At 64.2% G+C, this 16,212-nt stretch carries 17 protein-coding genes; 10 read left to right on the top strand and 7 right to left on the bottom strand.

Annotated features, from left to right (window positions below):
- Positions 1-25 precede the first annotated feature (25 nt).
- Both AB4136_RS13105 and AB4136_RS13100 read right to left on the bottom strand, forming a co-directional pair.
- A complete protein-coding gene (locus AB4136_RS13105; RefSeq protein ID WP_036254933.1) occupies positions 26-1,219 on the bottom strand; it encodes a glycoside hydrolase family 25 protein in 1,194 nt (397 codons plus the stop codon).
- Between the two features lie 632 nt (positions 1,220-1,851).
- Positions 1,852-2,070 carry a hypothetical protein gene (locus AB4136_RS13100; RefSeq protein ID WP_137901188.1) on the bottom strand — a complete coding sequence of 73 codons (219 nt, stop codon included), beginning with the start codon at positions 2,068-2,070 and terminating at the stop codon, positions 1,852-1,854.
- Between the two features lie 262 nt (positions 2,071-2,332).
- Between AB4136_RS13100 and AB4136_RS13095 the strand changes: the two genes are divergently transcribed.
- Entirely contained in the window at positions 2,333-2,611 is a 279-nt protein-coding gene (locus AB4136_RS13095) for a metal/formaldehyde-sensitive transcriptional repressor (protein WP_024926668.1), read from the top strand.
- Positions 2,612-2,621: 10 nt separating this feature from the next.
- Positions 2,622-3,845 (top strand): CDF family Co(II)/Ni(II) efflux transporter DmeF, encoded by a 1,224-nt coding sequence (dmeF, locus tag AB4136_RS13090; RefSeq protein ID WP_024926669.1) that lies wholly within the window; start codon positions 2,622-2,624, stop codon positions 3,843-3,845.
- Positions 3,846-3,896: 51 nt separating this feature from the next.
- Here dmeF and AB4136_RS13085 read toward each other — a convergent pair whose 3' ends face one another.
- Positions 3,897-4,301 carry a GFA family protein gene (locus tag AB4136_RS13085; RefSeq protein WP_081766976.1) on the bottom strand — a complete coding sequence of 135 codons (405 nt, stop codon included), beginning with the start codon at positions 4,299-4,301 and terminating at the stop codon, positions 3,897-3,899.
- A gap of 425 nt (positions 4,302-4,726) precedes the next feature.
- Between AB4136_RS13085 and AB4136_RS13080 the strand changes: the two genes are divergently transcribed.
- Positions 4,727-6,499: an acyl-CoA dehydrogenase gene (locus AB4136_RS13080; RefSeq protein WP_024926671.1), complete on the top strand. Its 1,773-nt coding sequence runs from the start codon at positions 4,727-4,729 to the stop codon at positions 6,497-6,499.
- Positions 6,500-6,525: 26 nt separating this feature from the next.
- Positions 6,526-7,275, top strand: coding sequence for a crotonase/enoyl-CoA hydratase family protein (locus AB4136_RS13075; protein WP_024926672.1), 750 nt, complete (start codon positions 6,526-6,528; stop codon positions 7,273-7,275).
- A 74-nt stretch (positions 7,276-7,349) separates the two neighbouring features.
- Here AB4136_RS13075 and AB4136_RS13070 read toward each other — a convergent pair whose 3' ends face one another.
- The 3 genes from AB4136_RS13070 to pdxH form a co-directional block, all read right to left on the bottom strand.
- Complete coding sequence (locus tag AB4136_RS13070; RefSeq protein ID WP_373426395.1) at positions 7,350-7,814, bottom strand: BA14K family protein; 465 nt, start codon at positions 7,812-7,814, stop codon at positions 7,350-7,352.
- Between the two features lie 151 nt (positions 7,815-7,965).
- The gene (locus tag AB4136_RS13065; protein WP_024926673.1) at positions 7,966-9,351 is read right to left on the bottom strand and encodes a serine hydrolase; all 1,386 of its coding nucleotides are present in this window, start codon (positions 9,349-9,351) and stop codon (positions 7,966-7,968) included.
- 70 nt (positions 9,352-9,421) lie between these two features.
- The gene (gene pdxH / locus AB4136_RS13060; protein ID WP_024926674.1) at positions 9,422-10,039 is read right to left on the bottom strand and encodes a pyridoxamine 5'-phosphate oxidase; all 618 of its coding nucleotides are present in this window, start codon (positions 10,037-10,039) and stop codon (positions 9,422-9,424) included.
- Between the two features lie 37 nt (positions 10,040-10,076).
- Here pdxH and AB4136_RS13055 point away from each other — a divergent pair, with 37 nt between their 5' ends.
- The 6 genes from AB4136_RS13055 to AB4136_RS13030 all read left to right on the top strand — a co-directional run bounded on the left by AB4136_RS13055 (position 10,077) and on the right by AB4136_RS13030 (position 15,734).
- A complete protein-coding gene (locus tag AB4136_RS13055) occupies positions 10,077-10,547 on the top strand; it encodes an RT0821/Lpp0805 family surface protein (protein ID WP_024926675.1) in 471 nt (156 codons plus the stop codon).
- A 95-nt stretch (positions 10,548-10,642) separates the two neighbouring features.
- On the top strand, positions 10,643-11,581 hold the full coding sequence (locus tag AB4136_RS13050) for a DnaJ C-terminal domain-containing protein (RefSeq protein ID WP_441931244.1): 939 nt from the start codon (positions 10,643-10,645) through the stop codon (positions 11,579-11,581).
- A gap of 118 nt (positions 11,582-11,699) precedes the next feature.
- Complete coding sequence (locus AB4136_RS13045; protein WP_137901189.1) at positions 11,700-12,161, top strand: GNAT family N-acetyltransferase; 462 nt, start codon at positions 11,700-11,702, stop codon at positions 12,159-12,161.
- A gap of 176 nt (positions 12,162-12,337) precedes the next feature.
- Positions 12,338-13,156: an enoyl-ACP reductase FabI gene (fabI, locus tag AB4136_RS13040; RefSeq protein ID WP_024926678.1), complete on the top strand. Its 819-nt coding sequence runs from the start codon at positions 12,338-12,340 to the stop codon at positions 13,154-13,156.
- An 84-nt stretch (positions 13,157-13,240) separates the two neighbouring features.
- A complete protein-coding gene (locus AB4136_RS13035; protein WP_024926679.1) occupies positions 13,241-13,831 on the top strand; it encodes a histidine phosphatase family protein in 591 nt (196 codons plus the stop codon).
- Between the two features lie 109 nt (positions 13,832-13,940).
- Positions 13,941-15,734: a diguanylate cyclase gene (locus tag AB4136_RS13030; protein ID WP_024926680.1), complete on the top strand. Its 1,794-nt coding sequence runs from the start codon at positions 13,941-13,943 to the stop codon at positions 15,732-15,734.
- An 86-nt stretch (positions 15,735-15,820) separates the two neighbouring features.
- Here AB4136_RS13030 and AB4136_RS13025 read toward each other — a convergent pair whose 3' ends face one another.
- Positions 15,821-16,069: a DUF1344 domain-containing protein gene (locus AB4136_RS13025; protein WP_024926681.1), complete on the bottom strand. Its 249-nt coding sequence runs from the start codon at positions 16,067-16,069 to the stop codon at positions 15,821-15,823.
- Positions 16,070-16,212: the final 143 nt, after the last annotated feature.

The following is a 16,212-nucleotide window of genomic DNA, read 5'->3' as shown; positions in this document are numbered from 1 at the left end:
GCCCGGACCTTCCGTGTCGCACAGGTCAGCGTCCGGCGAAGGGCAGGGCGGGTGCGGGTTTCGGGCCGATCGAACCGGTGGTGACGGGGTCTATGCCCACCGGCGGGGCAGCCTCGGAGACGAGGGCGGGATGGATGCGCTGGCGCATCTCCGCGACATAGCCAGCGATGCCGCGCAGCGGGTTGGACAGCCTGTTGGCCGCCACAAGCGGCGGCTTGCGGAAGCCGTCCCGGAAGGATGTCCAGCGCGCCTTCAGCACGGCGACCAGTTCATCCAGCGTCGGCGGGGCGGCAACGGCAGCATAGGTGAGCCTTTCGCCGCGCAGCCCAGCCTCGCGTGACAGCGGCACCGGCACGCTGGCCAGATAATCGGCCGGTACGTCGATCAGGCCGCCGAACGGCCATTGCCGGCGCAGTTCGCCGGCATCCATGGGCGCCACATTGACGTCGATGTCCATCGGCGTTCCCGCCGGTCGGTAGGGGCAGGCGACACGGCCGCAATTGGCCTGGGCGGCGAATTGCCAGAGCGCGTAGCCGTTCCAGTGGCCTTTCGGGAACGAGGCGCCGACTTCCGGCTTGTAGCGCGCGTACCAGAGCGGCAGGCGCGACAAGAGTCGGTAGCGGTAGCGGTTGGCGGCGATGTGGCTGGCCGTCACCTCATTGGTGTAGAGGATCGGGAAACGGCCGACGCGGCGGTGCACCTGCCGCACGAATTCCTCGGCGTCGTCCAGTGACATCCATTTCTGCGGGTCGTTGTCCTCGATGTCGATGGCCAGAAGATCGTCGGGGCTGGGATCGGCGAAATCGACGAAACTATCGGCCTGTTCGACCGGGTTGCCCGGCCGCGCCAGATGATAGGCGCCCCATTGCAGGCCGAGCGCCCGTGCCACCACCTTGCGCGTCTGGAACAGTTCGCGTGCCACCGCGTGGCGTTTCCACAACGCCTTGCACAGCCGCTGCTCGGTGTCGGTGCCGCCGCATGCATAAGGTGGCGGCAGCCCGTCGGAGGCCTTGTTGATGAAGCCGACAATGCGCTTGTCGGAGGCAAGCGCCGGCCAGTCGATGGGGTTGTATTCATAAGCGTCGATGACGAGTGCCCGGTCGTCCTTCTTCCATGGTTCGGAGAAGTCGGATGCCGCACCGGCACCAGTGCCCGCCACCAGGCCCGCTGCCAGCGTCAGGATGCGGTGGAACTGTCGCGTGCGGCCTTTCAAGAGCATATCCCGCTGACTGAGGGTTGATCCTGAACCGGCATGGTTAACGAAGGGTTTTTCGCCATGGCACGCGCGGAAACGTTCCCGCGCCATGGGCCGGGTTTTGAAGCGGGGCGCCGGCAAAGTGTGGATGGGAGGCCGGCGATTTTTCTCGGTCGTTTCGGCTAATGCCTTGATCGCGGTGGGGTGTTTTTCAAGCCAGGTGTGGAAGTGGGGCGGGGATGTTTACGTCGGGCGGGGGCGTCTGATCTCGGGATGGGGGCAACATCTTTTGCTCGTCATTCCCGACCTCGTGAGGGAGCGGAGCGACCGGAGAGTGTCGGGAATCCATGCCGTGACTAACGCGCCGCGAACACGTGCGAAACCGGGCGCGGGAACGTCGCGTTCCCCCATCCCCTGTTCTGAAAGGGTTCCATTACGGAAATGTTCCGGCATGGGTTCCCGACACTCTCCGCTCCCTGCGGTCGCTCACGAGGTCAGGAATGACGGAGCTTCACGGGGTGTGCCAAATACCTCGAAGGGTGCATGGCGGGATCGACCGGTGCTCGTGCCGTCTTTAGCGGCGCCGTATGCGGAAGACGAGTGGCGCGACCTATCCGTCCGTCATTCCCGACCGCGCGAGGGAGTGGAGCGACCGCCTAGAATTCAAACGGGTCGGGCGCCGGCTTGTCGCGCAGCGTTCCCTCGGCCTGGCGCCGCTTGTGATGGGCGAGCGAGCAGCGCGGCGAGCACAACACGCCGCGGTCTGACCAATAGGCCGCGCCATGCTCGATCCTGCCCCCGTGATAGTGAAACCCGTCGGCGCGGTAAGGCAGCCCGCATTCGATGCAGCGGAAGGTTTCAGGTCTGGCCAGCATTTTTTGAGGTGCTCCTTTGTTGTGTTCCTTACACCTGTTGGGACAAAAAGGTGAGCGTCAAAAAGCGCGACCCGCAGGGGTACTGCGCCTTGATCGCCTCAATATCTTGCCCGAGCCAGGCGGCTTATTCGTAAGGGCAAGCGCCTGTGCGGCTGCTGGCGCTCTTCAAAAACACAGCGACATCCCAAATGAATCCGGCTTTCCCACACTTCGCTCGACCGTATCTTGTATAGGATAACCCCCTATGCTATAGGATTGCCCTATGAGCCATACGACTCGAGAAAAGCAGCAGCTGTTGGCCCGCGTGCGCCGCATCCGCGGCCAGGTGGATGCGATCGAGCGGGCGCTGGACACCGAGGCCGGCTGCGAGAAGGTGATGCACCTTCTGGCAAGCACCCGTGCGGCGATGTCCGGGCTGATGTGCGAGGTGATCGAAGGCCATGTGCGCACGCATCTGGTCGACGAGGAGCGATATCCCGGCGCGCTCAACCATGACGGCGCCGAGGAACTCCTGGCGGTGGTGCGTACCTATTTGAAGTAGGGTTGTTCAAATGACCAATCTCGAAGTCTCTGCCGCCGGGCACAGCCACGTCTTCCTTGGCGAAGGCCATGAACATGCCGAACGCCGGACCTGGATCGTCATCTGGCTGTGCGCGGCGATGATGGCGCTGGAAATCGTCGGCGGCGTGCTGTTCGGCTCGATCGCCTTGGTTGCCGACGGCCTGCATATGAGCACCCATGCCGGCGCGCTGCTGCTGGCCGCTCTTGCCTACAGCTATGCCCGCCGGCATGCGCGCGATGCCCGCTTCACCTTCGGCACCGGCAAGCTCGGTGACCTCGCCGGTTTCACCAGCGCCGTCATCCTGGCGATGATTTCGATCCTGATCGCCTATGAGGCGGTCAGCCGCCTGGTCGCGCCCGTTCCCATCCATTTCGCCGAGGCCATTCCGATCGCCGTCCTCGGGCTGGCCGTGAACGTCGTTTCCGCCCTGGTGCTGGCGAGCGGCGGCCACCACCACCATGGCCACGGCCATCACCATGATGGGCATGGACACGACGAGGAGCACCGCATCGCGACACCGCATGGCATCGTGCTGCTCAGCGTGTTCGAGACGAACCATCCGCCAGTCTTCCGCGTCAAGGCGAATGGGGCTGACGCGTCGTCCATCACGGTCGAGACCGTGCGGCCGGACGGCGCGCGCCAGACCTTCCGCATGGAAGACCATGGCGATTATCTGCAAAGCGCCGAGGAGATTCCCGAACCGCACGCCTTCACCGCCCGCGTCACCATCGATGGTGCGGATTACCCGATCCTGTTCGAGGAGCACGAACACGGTCACGGCAGCACCGCGCATCGCGACAACAACATGCGCGCCGCCGTGGTGCACGTCATGGCCGATGCCGCCGTCTCGGTGCTGGTCATCGTCGGCCTTTTGCTGGCGCGTGCCTTCGGCTGGCTGTGGATGGATCCCGTGGCGGGCATTGTCGGCGCGCTTGTCATCGCCAGCTGGTCCTACGGCCTGATCCGGGACACGGGGTCGATCCTCTTGGACATGAACCCGGACAAGGATGTCACCGAAGGCGTGCGCAAGGCGGTGGAGCAGGATGGCGATCACCTGACCGACCTGCATGTCTGGCGTCTCGGCCCGGGGCATCTCGGCGCCATCGTCTCGGTGGAGACGAACAGCGAGCGCGGGGTCGATTTCTATCGCGACCGGCTTCGCCGCTTCGGTTCGCTCTCCCATGTCACCATCGAGGTGCAGCGGGCCGCCTGAGCGGCCCTCAAGCTCGTCTCGATCCGCTTTTGGCTGCGCGGTATCAAGTCTTCAGGCTGGGTCTTTCGTATAGTCAGGCCCAACACGTGTCGGCAGGCCGTCGCCGAGTTTCAGCCAAGGGAGCTTCTCCTCGAAAGCGACATGCAGCGTCGGCGCGAATTTTTCCGGCTCCTCCATCGCCGCCGCGAAAAAATGCATGACGTTGGACATCTTCCTTGAGCGGAAGGACAGCGGCGTGCCGCAGTGGTCGCAAAATGTTCTTTCCACGCCGGGAGAAGAGTTGAACACCTTTGGCAGCTTGCTCAGCCATCGCCATTGGCCGTCCAGGACGCCAATGTAGGCGGTCATCGGCGCAGAACATTGCCGTCGGCAACTTTCACAATGACAGACCACGCAGGCCTGGGCCGGACCATCGACTTCGAAAGCAATGGTGCCGCATAGGCAATGACCACGCATACGAATTCTCCTTCAGGCAACAGACGCAGCCTAGTGCCGGGGCGGATGGGCGTCGCCAGGAAATGCGCCGAACTGGCGCTCAATCCCGACATTCGGCGCCGGCGATTGTGAGCGCGTTTGCGGGGCGTTGGCTCCAAGCTGACCTCATCCGCGCCTTCTTGTCGAACATGGCCTCGGCGACCATCGGATCGTCGTTTCGCTTTTATGAGTCCTCAACCCGAAGGCTGCATCGCGATCCCAGCGGCTAAATCGACGTGACGATCGCCCAGCCATGAAACCTCTCCGGCCATCGTCAAAATCCGCGTGACAAAGTTTGACGTTTACGTAAAAGTAGTTCGAACGAGCGTGGCGTGGCGAGATGGCGGTTGCCATGCGGTGGCGCCTCGCGGCAGGATCGGCCCTGCATCGGAGGAGGAGTTCAAGGCATGTATCGGGCACCGGTCGCGGATATCGCCTTCACGCTGAAACATGTCGCCGGCCTGAGGCCCGCGCTCGAGGCGGGCGTCTTCGGCGATCTCGGCGAGGATCTGGTCGACGCGGTGCTGGAGGAGGCCGGCCGCTTCGCGACGGAGGAGGTGGCGCCGCTCTACCAGATCGGCGACGAGACCGGCGCGGTGTTGAAGGATGCCGCCGTCACCATGCCGCCCGGCTGGAAGGATCTTTACCGGCGCTGGATCGAAGGCGGCTGGAACGGCCTGTCCGGGCCCGAGGAATTCGGCGGCCAGGCGCTGCCCAACATGCTGGGCGTTGCAGCACTGGAAATGTGGAACTCCGCCGCCATGGCCTTCGGTCTCGGACCGACGCTGACCATGGGTGCGGTGGAGGCACTGCACAAGCATGCCTCCGACGACCTCAAGGCCAAATACCTAGCCAAGCTGGTATCAGGCGAATGGATGGGCACCATGAACCTGACCGAGCCGCAGGCCGGTTCAGACCTTGCCGCGCTGCGCAGCCGCGCCGAGCCCGCCGGCGACGGCACCTACCGCATCTTCGGCCAGAAGATCTTCATCACCTATGGCGAGCACGATTTCACCGACAACATCGTACATCTGGTGCTGGCGCGGCTGCCTGACGCACCGGCCGGCACGCGCGGTATCTCCCTGTTCCTGGTGCCAAAATTCCTGGTCGGCGACGATGGCGCGCTCGGCGCTCGCAACGACGTGTTCTGCTCCGGCATCGAGCACAAGCTCGGCATCCATGCCTCGCCCACCTGCACCATGATCTATGGCGACGGCTTCGGTGGCACCAAGCCCGGCGCCATCGGCTGGCTGGTCGGCCAGGAGAACAAGGGCCTGGCCTGCATGTTCACCATGATGAACAACGCTCGCCTCGCCGTCGGCATGCAGGGCGTGGCGGTGGCCGAGGCCGCTTATCAGAAGGCGCTGGCCTATGCCAATGAGCGCCGGCAGGGCAAGGCGGCCGATTATACCTGCGAGGGCATGGCGCCGATCGTCCACCATGCCGACGTGCAGCGCAATTTGCTGACCATGAAGGCGCTGACTGAGATCGCGCGCTCGATCAGCTATTGCTGCGCCCACGCGCTCGACATGGCGCATGCCGCCGAGGGCGATGCGGCTTGCCACTGGCAGGACCGCGCCAATCTCCTGACCCCGCTGGCCAAAGCCTTTTCCACCGATACCGGCGTCGATGTCGCCTCGATCGGCGTGCAGATCCATGGCGGCATGGGTTTCATCGAGGAGACGGGCGCGGCCGCCTATTATCGCGACGCCCGCATCGCGCCCATCTACGAGGGCACAAACGGCATCCAGGCGATCGACCTGGTGGCTCGCAAGCTGCCGCTCGGCGGCGGCGCCCACATCCACGGCTATATCGACGAGCTGAAGGCGGTGGCGGCCGAGATCCGCACCTCGAACCTTCCCGGTTTCGGCCGCAGCGCCGACCTGCTCGACCGCGCGCTGGCCGACGTCGTCGAGGCGACGCGCTTCCTGCAGGCGTGCACCGCCGATGGCGGCATGGAGACGGCGCTGGCGGGTGCCACGCCTTATCTGCGGCTGGTTTCACTCGCCGCCGGCGGCGCCTATCTGGCGCGCGGCGGGCTGGCCGGGGCCGAGCCGCGCATCGCGCTTTGTCGGTTCTTCGCTGAAAACCTGTTGGGCGAGACCGCAGCACTCAAGGACCGCGTCGTCGGCGGCGCCGACAGCCTGGCCGCCGCCGCCCGGGCGCTGGTCACGGCCTGAGCATTCTAGGAAAGAGGATTTCATTCGTGACCGACCAGATCATCGTCGAGCGCCGCGGCGCCGTTCAGATCATCCGCATGAACCGCCCCGACAAGAAAAACGCGCTAACCCGCGCCATGTACCTGGCGATGCTGGCGGCGCTGACCGAGGCGGATGCCGACCCGGCGATCCGCGTCAGCGTCTTCCTCGGCGTGCCCGGCGCCTTCTCGGCCGGCAACGACATGGCCGATTTCCTGGCCATGGCGACCGGTGGCGATGGTGGCCGCGACGTGTGGGATTTCCTGCATGTGCTGGCGAAATTCGGCAAGCCGCTGCTGTCGGGCGTCGATGGTATCGCGGTCGGCATCGGCACCACGCTCAATTTGCACTGCGACCTGACTTTCGCCACGCCGCGCACGGTCTTCCGCACGCCTTTCGTCGATCTCGGCCTGGTGCCGGAAGCGGCCTCCAGCCTGATCGTGCCGCGCATCGTCGGCCGCCAGGATGCCTTCGCGTTACTGGCGCTGGGCGAGGGGTTCTCCGCCGAGCGCGCCAAGGCGGCGGGGCTGATCTATGAGATCGTCGCGGAAGACGCGCTGGAGGCCACGGTGCTGGCCAAGGCCGAGGAGATCGCGGCCAAGCCGCCACAAGCCCTGCGGATCGCGCGCGATCTTCTCTTGGGCAGACGCGACGAGGTTGTCGCCCGCATAGACGAGGAGGGCCGGCATTTCGCCGAACGCCTGAAATCCGACGAGGCGCGCGCCGCCTTCGTCGCCTTCATGAACCGCAAGAAATAACCCCGCCGGAGCGGGGTCGTTCGCCTGGTCGGCTATCAGAACGGCGCGTCCATGGGGACGCGCCGTTTCGGCATTCAGCGCATGTAGGGCGAGATGCATTCGCGACGGATGTTGCCGGAGGCTAGGTAGCTATTGTCGGACGCGCGATAGGACCGGTAGCGGTCGTAGCACCAGCGGACATGCGCGTCGCTGAGCCGGTAGGCGCGGCGATAGACCGGTGGCGGGGGCGGCGGCGAAGCGAGCGCACCGCCGATGATGGCGCCGGCCATGAAGGCCGCCGGGGGGAACCACCAGCCGTTGTACTGGCGCCAGCCCGGCCGGCCGTAGCGATAGCCGCGATGGCCGTTAAAATAATAGAAGCCGCGGTCGTTGTAGAAACCGCGCCGGTACAGGACGGGCATGATTTCGGCCGTGCCGGTAGCAACGGCGGGCCTTGGCATCGGCGCCGCCACCCCGGGAGCGATGGAAGCGGCGACGGTCGTCAACAAGGTGGCGGCCGCGCAGCAGGCGGAAACGAACTTCTTCATAGGGTTCCTCATCTCGGTTGATACACCCCGGACGCGAGCGAGTATCCCGGCGGATCGGTGAACCGAAACTGAACGCCCCGATTAAATCTCTGTAACGTTAGAACATCCTGAAATGGCGGCGCGGCCCGGATACGAAGGTCGTGCCGCAAGGGTTCTCGACCGTCTAGTCGATCCTTTTCGCCGGACTGGAGGCGCCGTTCTGGTGCAGGACAAGACGCGTGGCCTTGCCGTCGCCATTGGCATCGAAACTGATCTGGGCGTTGAGGACCTTGAGGAAGAAATTGCGCTCGTTTTCCGGGAATATCTCGAAACGCTCCTGCCCGGTCGCCTGGACGTACAGTCTGTCATTGTCGCGGGTGACGGTGAGGATAAAATCCGGCGCCAGCTGGTAGCGCCCGATATAGCGGTCGTAGAGAGCGGGATCGACGGCGGCAGCCACCCGCACCTTTGGCGCCTCGGCAAGTTTCGATTTCGGGTTGAGCAGATGGCGACCGATGTCGTCGATGCCCAGTTCGGTCGACGTGTTGGACAAGACGACGACACCCACCTTGGCCTTGGCCAGGAAGCCGATGAACGACCGGTAGCCGCCGGTGCCACCATTGTGCCAGATCATCTCGTCTTGGCCGGCCTTGGCGATGAACCAGCCGAGGCCGGTGTCCTCGCCGCCGCCGATGGCCTGGCGCTCGCTCAAGGCAAGCCGGAAAGCCGGCGTCAAAGGCGAGCTTTGCCCGTCCATCGCCGCCTTGAGGACGGTCAGCATGTCGTTGGCGCTCGAATTGAGCGCGCCGAGGCCGGGCAACGTCGGCATGTGCCAGTTGGGCGCTTTGTCGAGCGCCTGGTCGTGACCGGGCGTCTGGCGCGCCTGCTGTACCGGCGAAAGCGAGACGACGGTGTTTTGCAGGCCGAGCGGCGTGGCGATGCGGTCGCGGATCAGGCTCGCATAATCGGCGCCGGTATGTTGTGCCAGCACATGGCCGAGCAGGCCGTAGCCGAGGTTGGAATATTCGAATTTGCTACCGATATCGCGCGTCAGCGTGTAGCCCGAGAGGAAGCCGTAGAGCTGGTCGACGGTGTAGTCCGCATAAGGATCGCCACCGTCCTTGGGCGCGAAATTATCCGGCAGGCGCGGCAGGCCGGACATGTGGGTGGCGAGATCGCGCAGGGTGATCTTGCGGCCCCCGCGCTCTGGCATGGTGACGCCAGCGGGCAGGTATTTGGCGACGGGATCGTCGAGCGACACTTCGCCCTGCGTCGCCATCTCTGCCAGCGCCAGCGCGGTGAAGACCTTGGTGACGGAACCGATCTCGAAGATGGTGTAGCCGTCGACCGCGCGCGCATCGTCGGCGCCAAAGCGGCCATGCGCGACGATGCGCCGGCCGTTGGCGTCGATAACGCCGACGACGATGCCGAGGCTCTGTTTTTCGATGTCGATGCGCTGTTGAAGGATACGGTGGATTTCAGGATCAGGCGGGATGGGGGAGGGTTCTTCGGCCTTGGCGCTGATTTGCGCGGCGATCGCGAGCAGGCCTCCGAGAAGCAGACGCAGCATTTTTTCTCCTGTCACCCCAGTCCGGGCGGATATGGTGACAGGCTGCTGCGTCCGCAATAGGCGCGGCGGGTTACGGATAGAGGCGCGTCTTGTCCCAGCCTCCTTCGGCGTTGCGGCTGAAGACCATGCGGTCATGCAAGCGGAACGGCCGGTCGTGCCAGAACTCGATGCTCTGCGGCACGATGCGGAAGCCGGACCAGTGCTTGGGTCGCGGAATGTCGCCGATGGCGTAGCGGGCAGTGTATTCGGCCACCGCTTTTTCCAACGCGAAACGGCTTTCCAAAGGCCGCGACTGCTTCGAGGCCCAGGCGCCGATGCGGCTGCCGCGCGGGCGCGTCGCGTAATAGGCGTCGGCCTCGGCGTCGGTGACGATCTCGACCGGGCCTCGTATGCGCACCTGGCGGCGCAGCGATTTCCAGTGGAAACACATCGCCGCCTTCATGCTGCCCAGAATCTCGCGGCCCTTGGCGCTTTCGAAATTGGTGTAGAAGACAAAGCCGTGTTCGTCGAAACCCTTGAGCAAAACCATGCGCACGTCGGGCATGCCGTCGGCATCGACGGTTGCCAGCGCCACGCCATTGGGGTCGTTGGGCTCGGATTTCGAGGCGTCTTCGAGCCAGGTGGCGAACAACCGGAAAGGCTCCGCGCTCTCCGTGAAGTCACCTGTTGTTAACACTGTCTCGTTCATAGTTTTTCCGATTTGAAGCTGGCCGAGGAATTGCCGATTGTCGCGCATCGCGCACCATTTTGACAGCCGGCCAGTGGGCACTTTCCTTTCGTCCTGTCTCAGGGCGGCGACGCCATGCGCGCTGCTTTTGCTCGCCGGTTGCGGCGCCGGCGGCTTCAGCCTGGAAAAGGCCGAGGTCGACCGCTCAATCGTGACCGGCTCGATCGCCAAGACCGCGACGCCCGATACAGCCGATGCCGGCATGGCCTCCGACCAGGAGACGATACGCAACGCCGCCTCTTCTGCAGACGTGCAAGGGCTGGCCGGCCAGGCAGTGCCTTGGGCGAATACCACCACCGGCTCGCGCGGCGCCATCACCCAGATGGCCGAAACAGGCGACGCCGTGAGCGGCCGCTGCCGCCGCTTCGACGTGTCGCGCGAAAGCTATGACGGGGTCGCCATGTACAAGGGCAGCGTCTGCATGACCGGCGCCGGCATCTGGCAGATGCAGGATTTCAAGGCGCTCTGATTTTCCGCTTTCCATGTCATGGCTACTGGAATTTCTTCCTATCAGGGCGCATATAGTGGGCAACTCTAAATTTACCTATTCCATGAGCAGGATTGATGCGCGACCCCTATGAGGTGCTGGGAGTTGCCAGGAACGCTTCGTCCAAGGACATCAAGTCGGCGTTTCGGAAACTCGCCAAGAAGCACCACCCGGACCAGAATCCCGACGATCCCAAGGCCAAGGATCGTTTCGCCGCGGCCAACCAGGCCTATGAGATTCTCGGCGACGAGAAGGCGCGCGCCGCTTTCGATCGCGGCGAGATCGACGCCGACGGCAAGCCGCGCTTCCAGGGTTTCGAGGGGGGCGCCGGCGGCGACCCGTTCGCCGGCTTCCGCCGCCAGCAGGGAGCGGGCGGTCCCCATTTCGAGTTCCGCTCGTCCGGCGGCACCCCGTTCGGCGAAGGCGCCGGCGACATTTTCAGCCAGATTTTCGGCGATGCCTTCAGCCAGCAGCGCCCCGGCGCCGCCGGCGGTGGTCAGGGCGGCGAGCGCCGTCGGCAGGCGCCGGCCGGCGCCGACATCAATGTGGTCCTCGACGTCACCATCGAGGAAGCCGCCACTGCGGAGAAGGTCACCGCCATGTTCCCCGGCGGCCGCAAGGTCGCGGTGAAGCTGCCCAGTTTCGTCGAGGACGGCCAGACCATCCGGCTGAAGGGGCAGGGCGAGCAGGGTTATGGCGAACCCGGCGACGCGCTGGTCAAGATCAGGTTCCGCCGTCATGCACGTTACCGCGTCGAGGGCCGCGACCTGCACGCCGATCTGCCGGTGGCGCTGCGCGACGCCGTGCTTGGCGCCAAGCTGGCGGTGGAGACACCGACCGGGCGCATCGCGCTCAACGTGCCGGCCTGGTCGAGTTCCGACAAGGTGCTGCGCATCAAGGGGCGCGGGCTGCCGGAAAAGGCCGGCGGCCATGGCGACCTCTATGCCCATGTCCGCATCATGCTGCCGGAGAGCGGCGATCCGGAACAGGAAGCGTTGGTCAAAAAGCAGAACTGAAGCGTCCTTGCCGTTTTGGCGAAATCTGGCCCAAGATATTGGATCAGTCGATCCATTGTCGTCATCGGCGCGGTGAAGCTAGGAATGCCGCAGTCCATCAAAACAGCGGCCTTCAAAAATGTCCTCTCAGATCATCGTCCGTCCCGTCGCCCGCCAGGATTTCGAGGGCTGGCTGCCGCTCTGGACCGGTTATAACGCTTTTTACGGACGGTCTGGACCGACGGCGCTGCCCGATGCGGTGACACAGACGACCTGGTCGCGTTTCTTCGATGCCTATGAGCCCGTGCACGCGCTGGTCGCCGAAAACGAAGGCCGTCTGGTCGGGCTGGTGCATTATATCTTCCATCGCTCGACCAATGCGATCGCGCCGAACTGCTATCTGCAGGATCTGTTCACCGCGCAGGATGTGCGCGGCAAGGGCGTCGGCAAGGCGCTGATCGAGGGCGTCTACGACCGCGCCCGCCAGGCCGAGTCGTTGCGTGTCTACTGGCATACGCACGAGACCAACCACACCGCGATGCGGCTCTACGATCAGGTCGCCGAGCGCTCCGGCTTCGTGGTTTACCACCGGCTTTTCTGATCCCGGCCTGTCCCCTGCACGCCGGCTAAACGGGCCTGCAGGCCTGCAGTCGGCTTGGTTCGCGCCGCGAGCGGCCGAAAACCAATGCCTTGGCCGCATGCCATCATCGCTTGAAGGTGCAAAGCGCCTGTGCGATAGGGCACATCAAAGCAGAACAGTATGCGGAGAGCGCTCATATGGTGGGTGGACAGGGCCTGATGGCCGGCAAGCGCGGCCTTATCCTCGGTGTGGCCAACAACCGTTCGATTGCCTATGGCATCGCCAAGGCCTGCGTCGACCACGGCGCCCAGGTGGCTTTGACGTATCAGGGTGAAGCCTTCAAGAAGCGCGTCGAGCCGCTGGCGGCGGAACTCGGCGCCCATGTCGTCGGCCATTGCGATGTCACCGATCCGGAGAGCCTGGACACGGTGTTCGACAATGTCTCCAAGCTGTGGGGCGGGCTCGACTTCCTGGTGCACGCCATCGCCTTCTCCGACAAGGAGGAGCTGACCGGCCGCTATGTCGAGACTTCGCGCGACAATTTCCTGCGCACCATGGACATTTCGGTGTTCTCCTTCACTACCATCGCCAAGCGCGCCGAGCCGCTGATGACCAATGGCGGCTCGCTGCTGACGCTGACCTATTACGGCGCCGAGAAGGTGATGCCGCATTACAACGTCATGGGCGTGGCCAAAGCGGCGCTGGAAGCCTCGGTGCGGTACCTGGCGGTCGACCTCGGCTCGAAGGGCATCCGCGTCAACGCCATTTCCGCCGGCCCGATCAAGACGCTTGCCGCTTCCGGCATCGGCGACTTCCGCTACATCCTCAAGTGGAACGAATACAATGCGCCGCTGAAGCGCACGGTATCGCCCGAGGAAGTCGGCGATTCGGGCCTGTATTTCCTGTCGGACCTTTCGCGTGGCGTTACCGGCGAGGTCCATCACGTCGATTCGGGCTATCATGTCGTCGGCATGAAGGCGGTCGACGCGCCCGATATTTCCGTTCTCAAGGACTGAGGCCGGCTACGGGGCGGCCGTCAACGGCCGCGCCCGGTCTTGTCGCCTCGGTTTTCCAACGCCCGTCCGGAGTTTTCGCGCACCATGCCTGCGCTTATCTATGTCGTGCGCCACGGCCAGACGGATTGGAATGCCGAGCAGCGTCTGCAGGGGCAGGCTGACACCGACTTGAACGCCACCGGGCGTCGGCAGGCGAGCGCGAACGGCGTCAAGCTTGCCGCATTGATCGGCGACGCCAAGGGCGCGTTCGACTATGTGTCGAGCCCGATGCGCCGCACCTGCGAGACGATGCAGCTGATGCGAGCCGCCATGGGGCTCGATCCCGCCGGCTATCGTACCGACCCGCGACTGGTCGAGCTCAATTTCGGCGACTGGCAGGGTTTTACCTATCCCGAGCTGGAACGGCGGTTCCCGGGTGCTAGCCAGGCGCGGGCGCTGGATAAATGGGACTTCACGCCGCCGGGCGCCGGCGCCGAGAGCTACCAGACGCTTCTGTCGAGAATCCAGCCGGCCTTCCAGGCCATGCAGCGCGACACGGTCTGCGTCACCCATGGCGGTGTCATACGTTGCCTGTTCCGGATGATCGCTGGCTGTTCGAAGGATGAGGCGGCTGCGCTCGAAATCCCGCAGGACCGTGTCCTGAAAATATCGGGCCGCCGCCTGGAGTGGCTCTAGGCCATAAAACGAGAGGGCTTCCGACGCCGCATGTAGTTCGATTGCATCGCGGTGGAGATGCCCGTTTCTCCTTAATCCTCCTTCAAACAGCGGCTGGCAGTATAAGAGGATGAGAATAACCTCCATCACCAACTGGGCCTACGGCATCACGGTCATCCTGACCGCGCTGTCCGGTGGCGCCTTCATGATGTCTTCGCGCAGCGCCCTCCAGGAACGCGCCGCGGTCGAGGAGCATCTGACGCTCGACACGCTGGCCGAGGAACTGGCGCTTGGAGCCGAGTTTGGAAGTGACGAGGCGCGGCTCTACGTGATGCGCGGCGATGAGCGCTACCTCAAGGAGTTTCAGGCGCAGGAGAACTCGGAGCGGAACGTCGAGGCCACAGCAACCAGGCTGGCCGGCAAGGGGCTGGCGCCGGGCGAGGCGGAAGCGCTGAAAGCGGTCGTCCGGGACGCGGATGCGCTGGACAAGATCGAACAGACCGCGGTCGAGGCCTTCCAGCGCGGAGACAAGATCGCCGCCCAGGAAGGCCTGTTTGGGGCCGAATACGAGCGGGTCCAGAAGGCGCTTCTCCAGACGGTCGCGCATTTTCGCGACCTGACGGGCGCGCGCACTGGAGCGCAGCTCGAAGCCGCGCGGGACCGCAGCAACTGGTGGAGCCTTGTCGCAAAGGTCATGCTGGCGGCTACCGGCGCGCTGTTTTTGGCCGTGCTTTATTTCGTTCTGAGGCGAAGGGTGGTGAAGCCGCTCATGCAGATGACCGGGATCGTCAGCCGGCTCGCCAAACAGGACTACACGGTCGAGATGCCGGTCGAGCGGCGCGCCGACGAGATCGGCGAGATGAACGATGCGATAGGGATATTCCGCACGAATCTCATCGAGCGGGAGCGGCTGGATGCCGAGCGTAGGGCCGACCAGCGCACCAAAGACATGATCCTGCAGATGATGCATCGGGTGCAGGCATGCCAGAACCAGGGAGAGCTTGCCGAGGTCGTGGTTCGTTTCATTCCCGAGATATTCCCCGACTTCGCCGGCGGCCTCTATATCCTCAACGATAGCAAGACGGCACTGATACGCGCCGGCGCATGGCTCGAACCGCAACGTTCGTTGGCGGCGTTTCCCGCCTCTGCCTGTTGGGGGCTTCGTCGTGGCCGTTCTCACGAAAGCGGGGCGAATGGCGCTGACGTTCCATGCCGACACCTCGATGCGTCGGGCGCGACCGCGCTCTGCATGCCGTTGACAGCCCAGGGAGACATGATCGGCCTTCTCTACCAGGAAGAGTGTGGAGAGAAAGCGCTCGGGTTCGCCGGTGCCAGGCTCTATCTCGAGCTGATCGCGGAAAATGTCGGCCTAGCGATCGCAAACCTGCAATTGCGGGAAAAACTGATCGAGCTGGCCGTGCGCGATCCTCTCACCGGCCTATTCAATCGTCGCTTCCTGGATGAAACCTTGCAGCTGCACCGGCAGGATCGCAGCGGCGAGCAGCTCGCTTGCCTGATGGTCGATATCGATCATTTCAAGCGCTTCAATGACGAGTTCGGCCACGACGCGGGAGATCTGGTCATGCAGTATGTCGGGCAGACATTGCGAGAGACGGTGGGTACAGCCGGCAGTGCCTACCGTTTCGGCGGTGAGGAATTCACCGTGCTCCTGCCCGGGCTTGACGAACAGGAAGCTTCGGAGCTCGCGGACGCGCTGCGGCAGAAAATCGGTGGCGCCACGCTCTCCCATTCCGGCCGGGTTCTGGGCGCGGTGTCAACGTCCATCGGCGTTGCAACAGCCCCGCTGAATGGCTCGATCGAAACGCTCGTTACACGTGCCGATGCAGCCTTGCTCCAGGCAAAGGCCGCGGGTCGCAACAGGACGGTGGTGGCAAGCCAGATCAAAAGCTCGGCGCTGCTGTGAAAACGGATACCGCACGACCAGCATCGCAACCGAGATCGTCACTCACAGCGTGCTAGCGCCCTGCAGCGAGCTGTCGCCGGCTTGCCCTACTGCGGGATTTCCATGTCGGTGATGACGTTCTCGCCATTGGCGACGTCAAAGGCGATGACGACGTCGACGCCGGGTTTCAGCGCCTCGAGGTCCATTTCGGAATTCAGCTTGTAGATCTTGCCGTCGTCCAGCGTCATGGTCAGCGCGTCCCTGTCGACCTTCTTGATTTTGCCTTCGGTCTGGCCGGCGAATGCCGCGGTCACGATGAGCAAGGTGGCGGCAACTGCGCCGAGCAGGGTACGCATTGTTTGTCCTCAATGTTTGTTGTTGTACGCCATTCCCAGCGGCGGCCGCGTGCGGCGACGGAGACAAGCAGAAACCAACCGAATGTGTCAAACCTAAGTCACCGCCGGTGGACAACTTTGCCCGGCTTGTTTTCAGGTGCGTT

Origin of the sequence: Mesorhizobium sp. 2RAF21 (genome assembly GCF_052115345.1) — a bacterium.
In the GTDB taxonomy this organism is placed as follows: domain Bacteria; phylum Pseudomonadota; class Alphaproteobacteria; order Rhizobiales; family Rhizobiaceae; genus Mesorhizobium; species Mesorhizobium terrae.
This window is presented reverse-complemented; position numbering and strand designations above follow the sequence as displayed.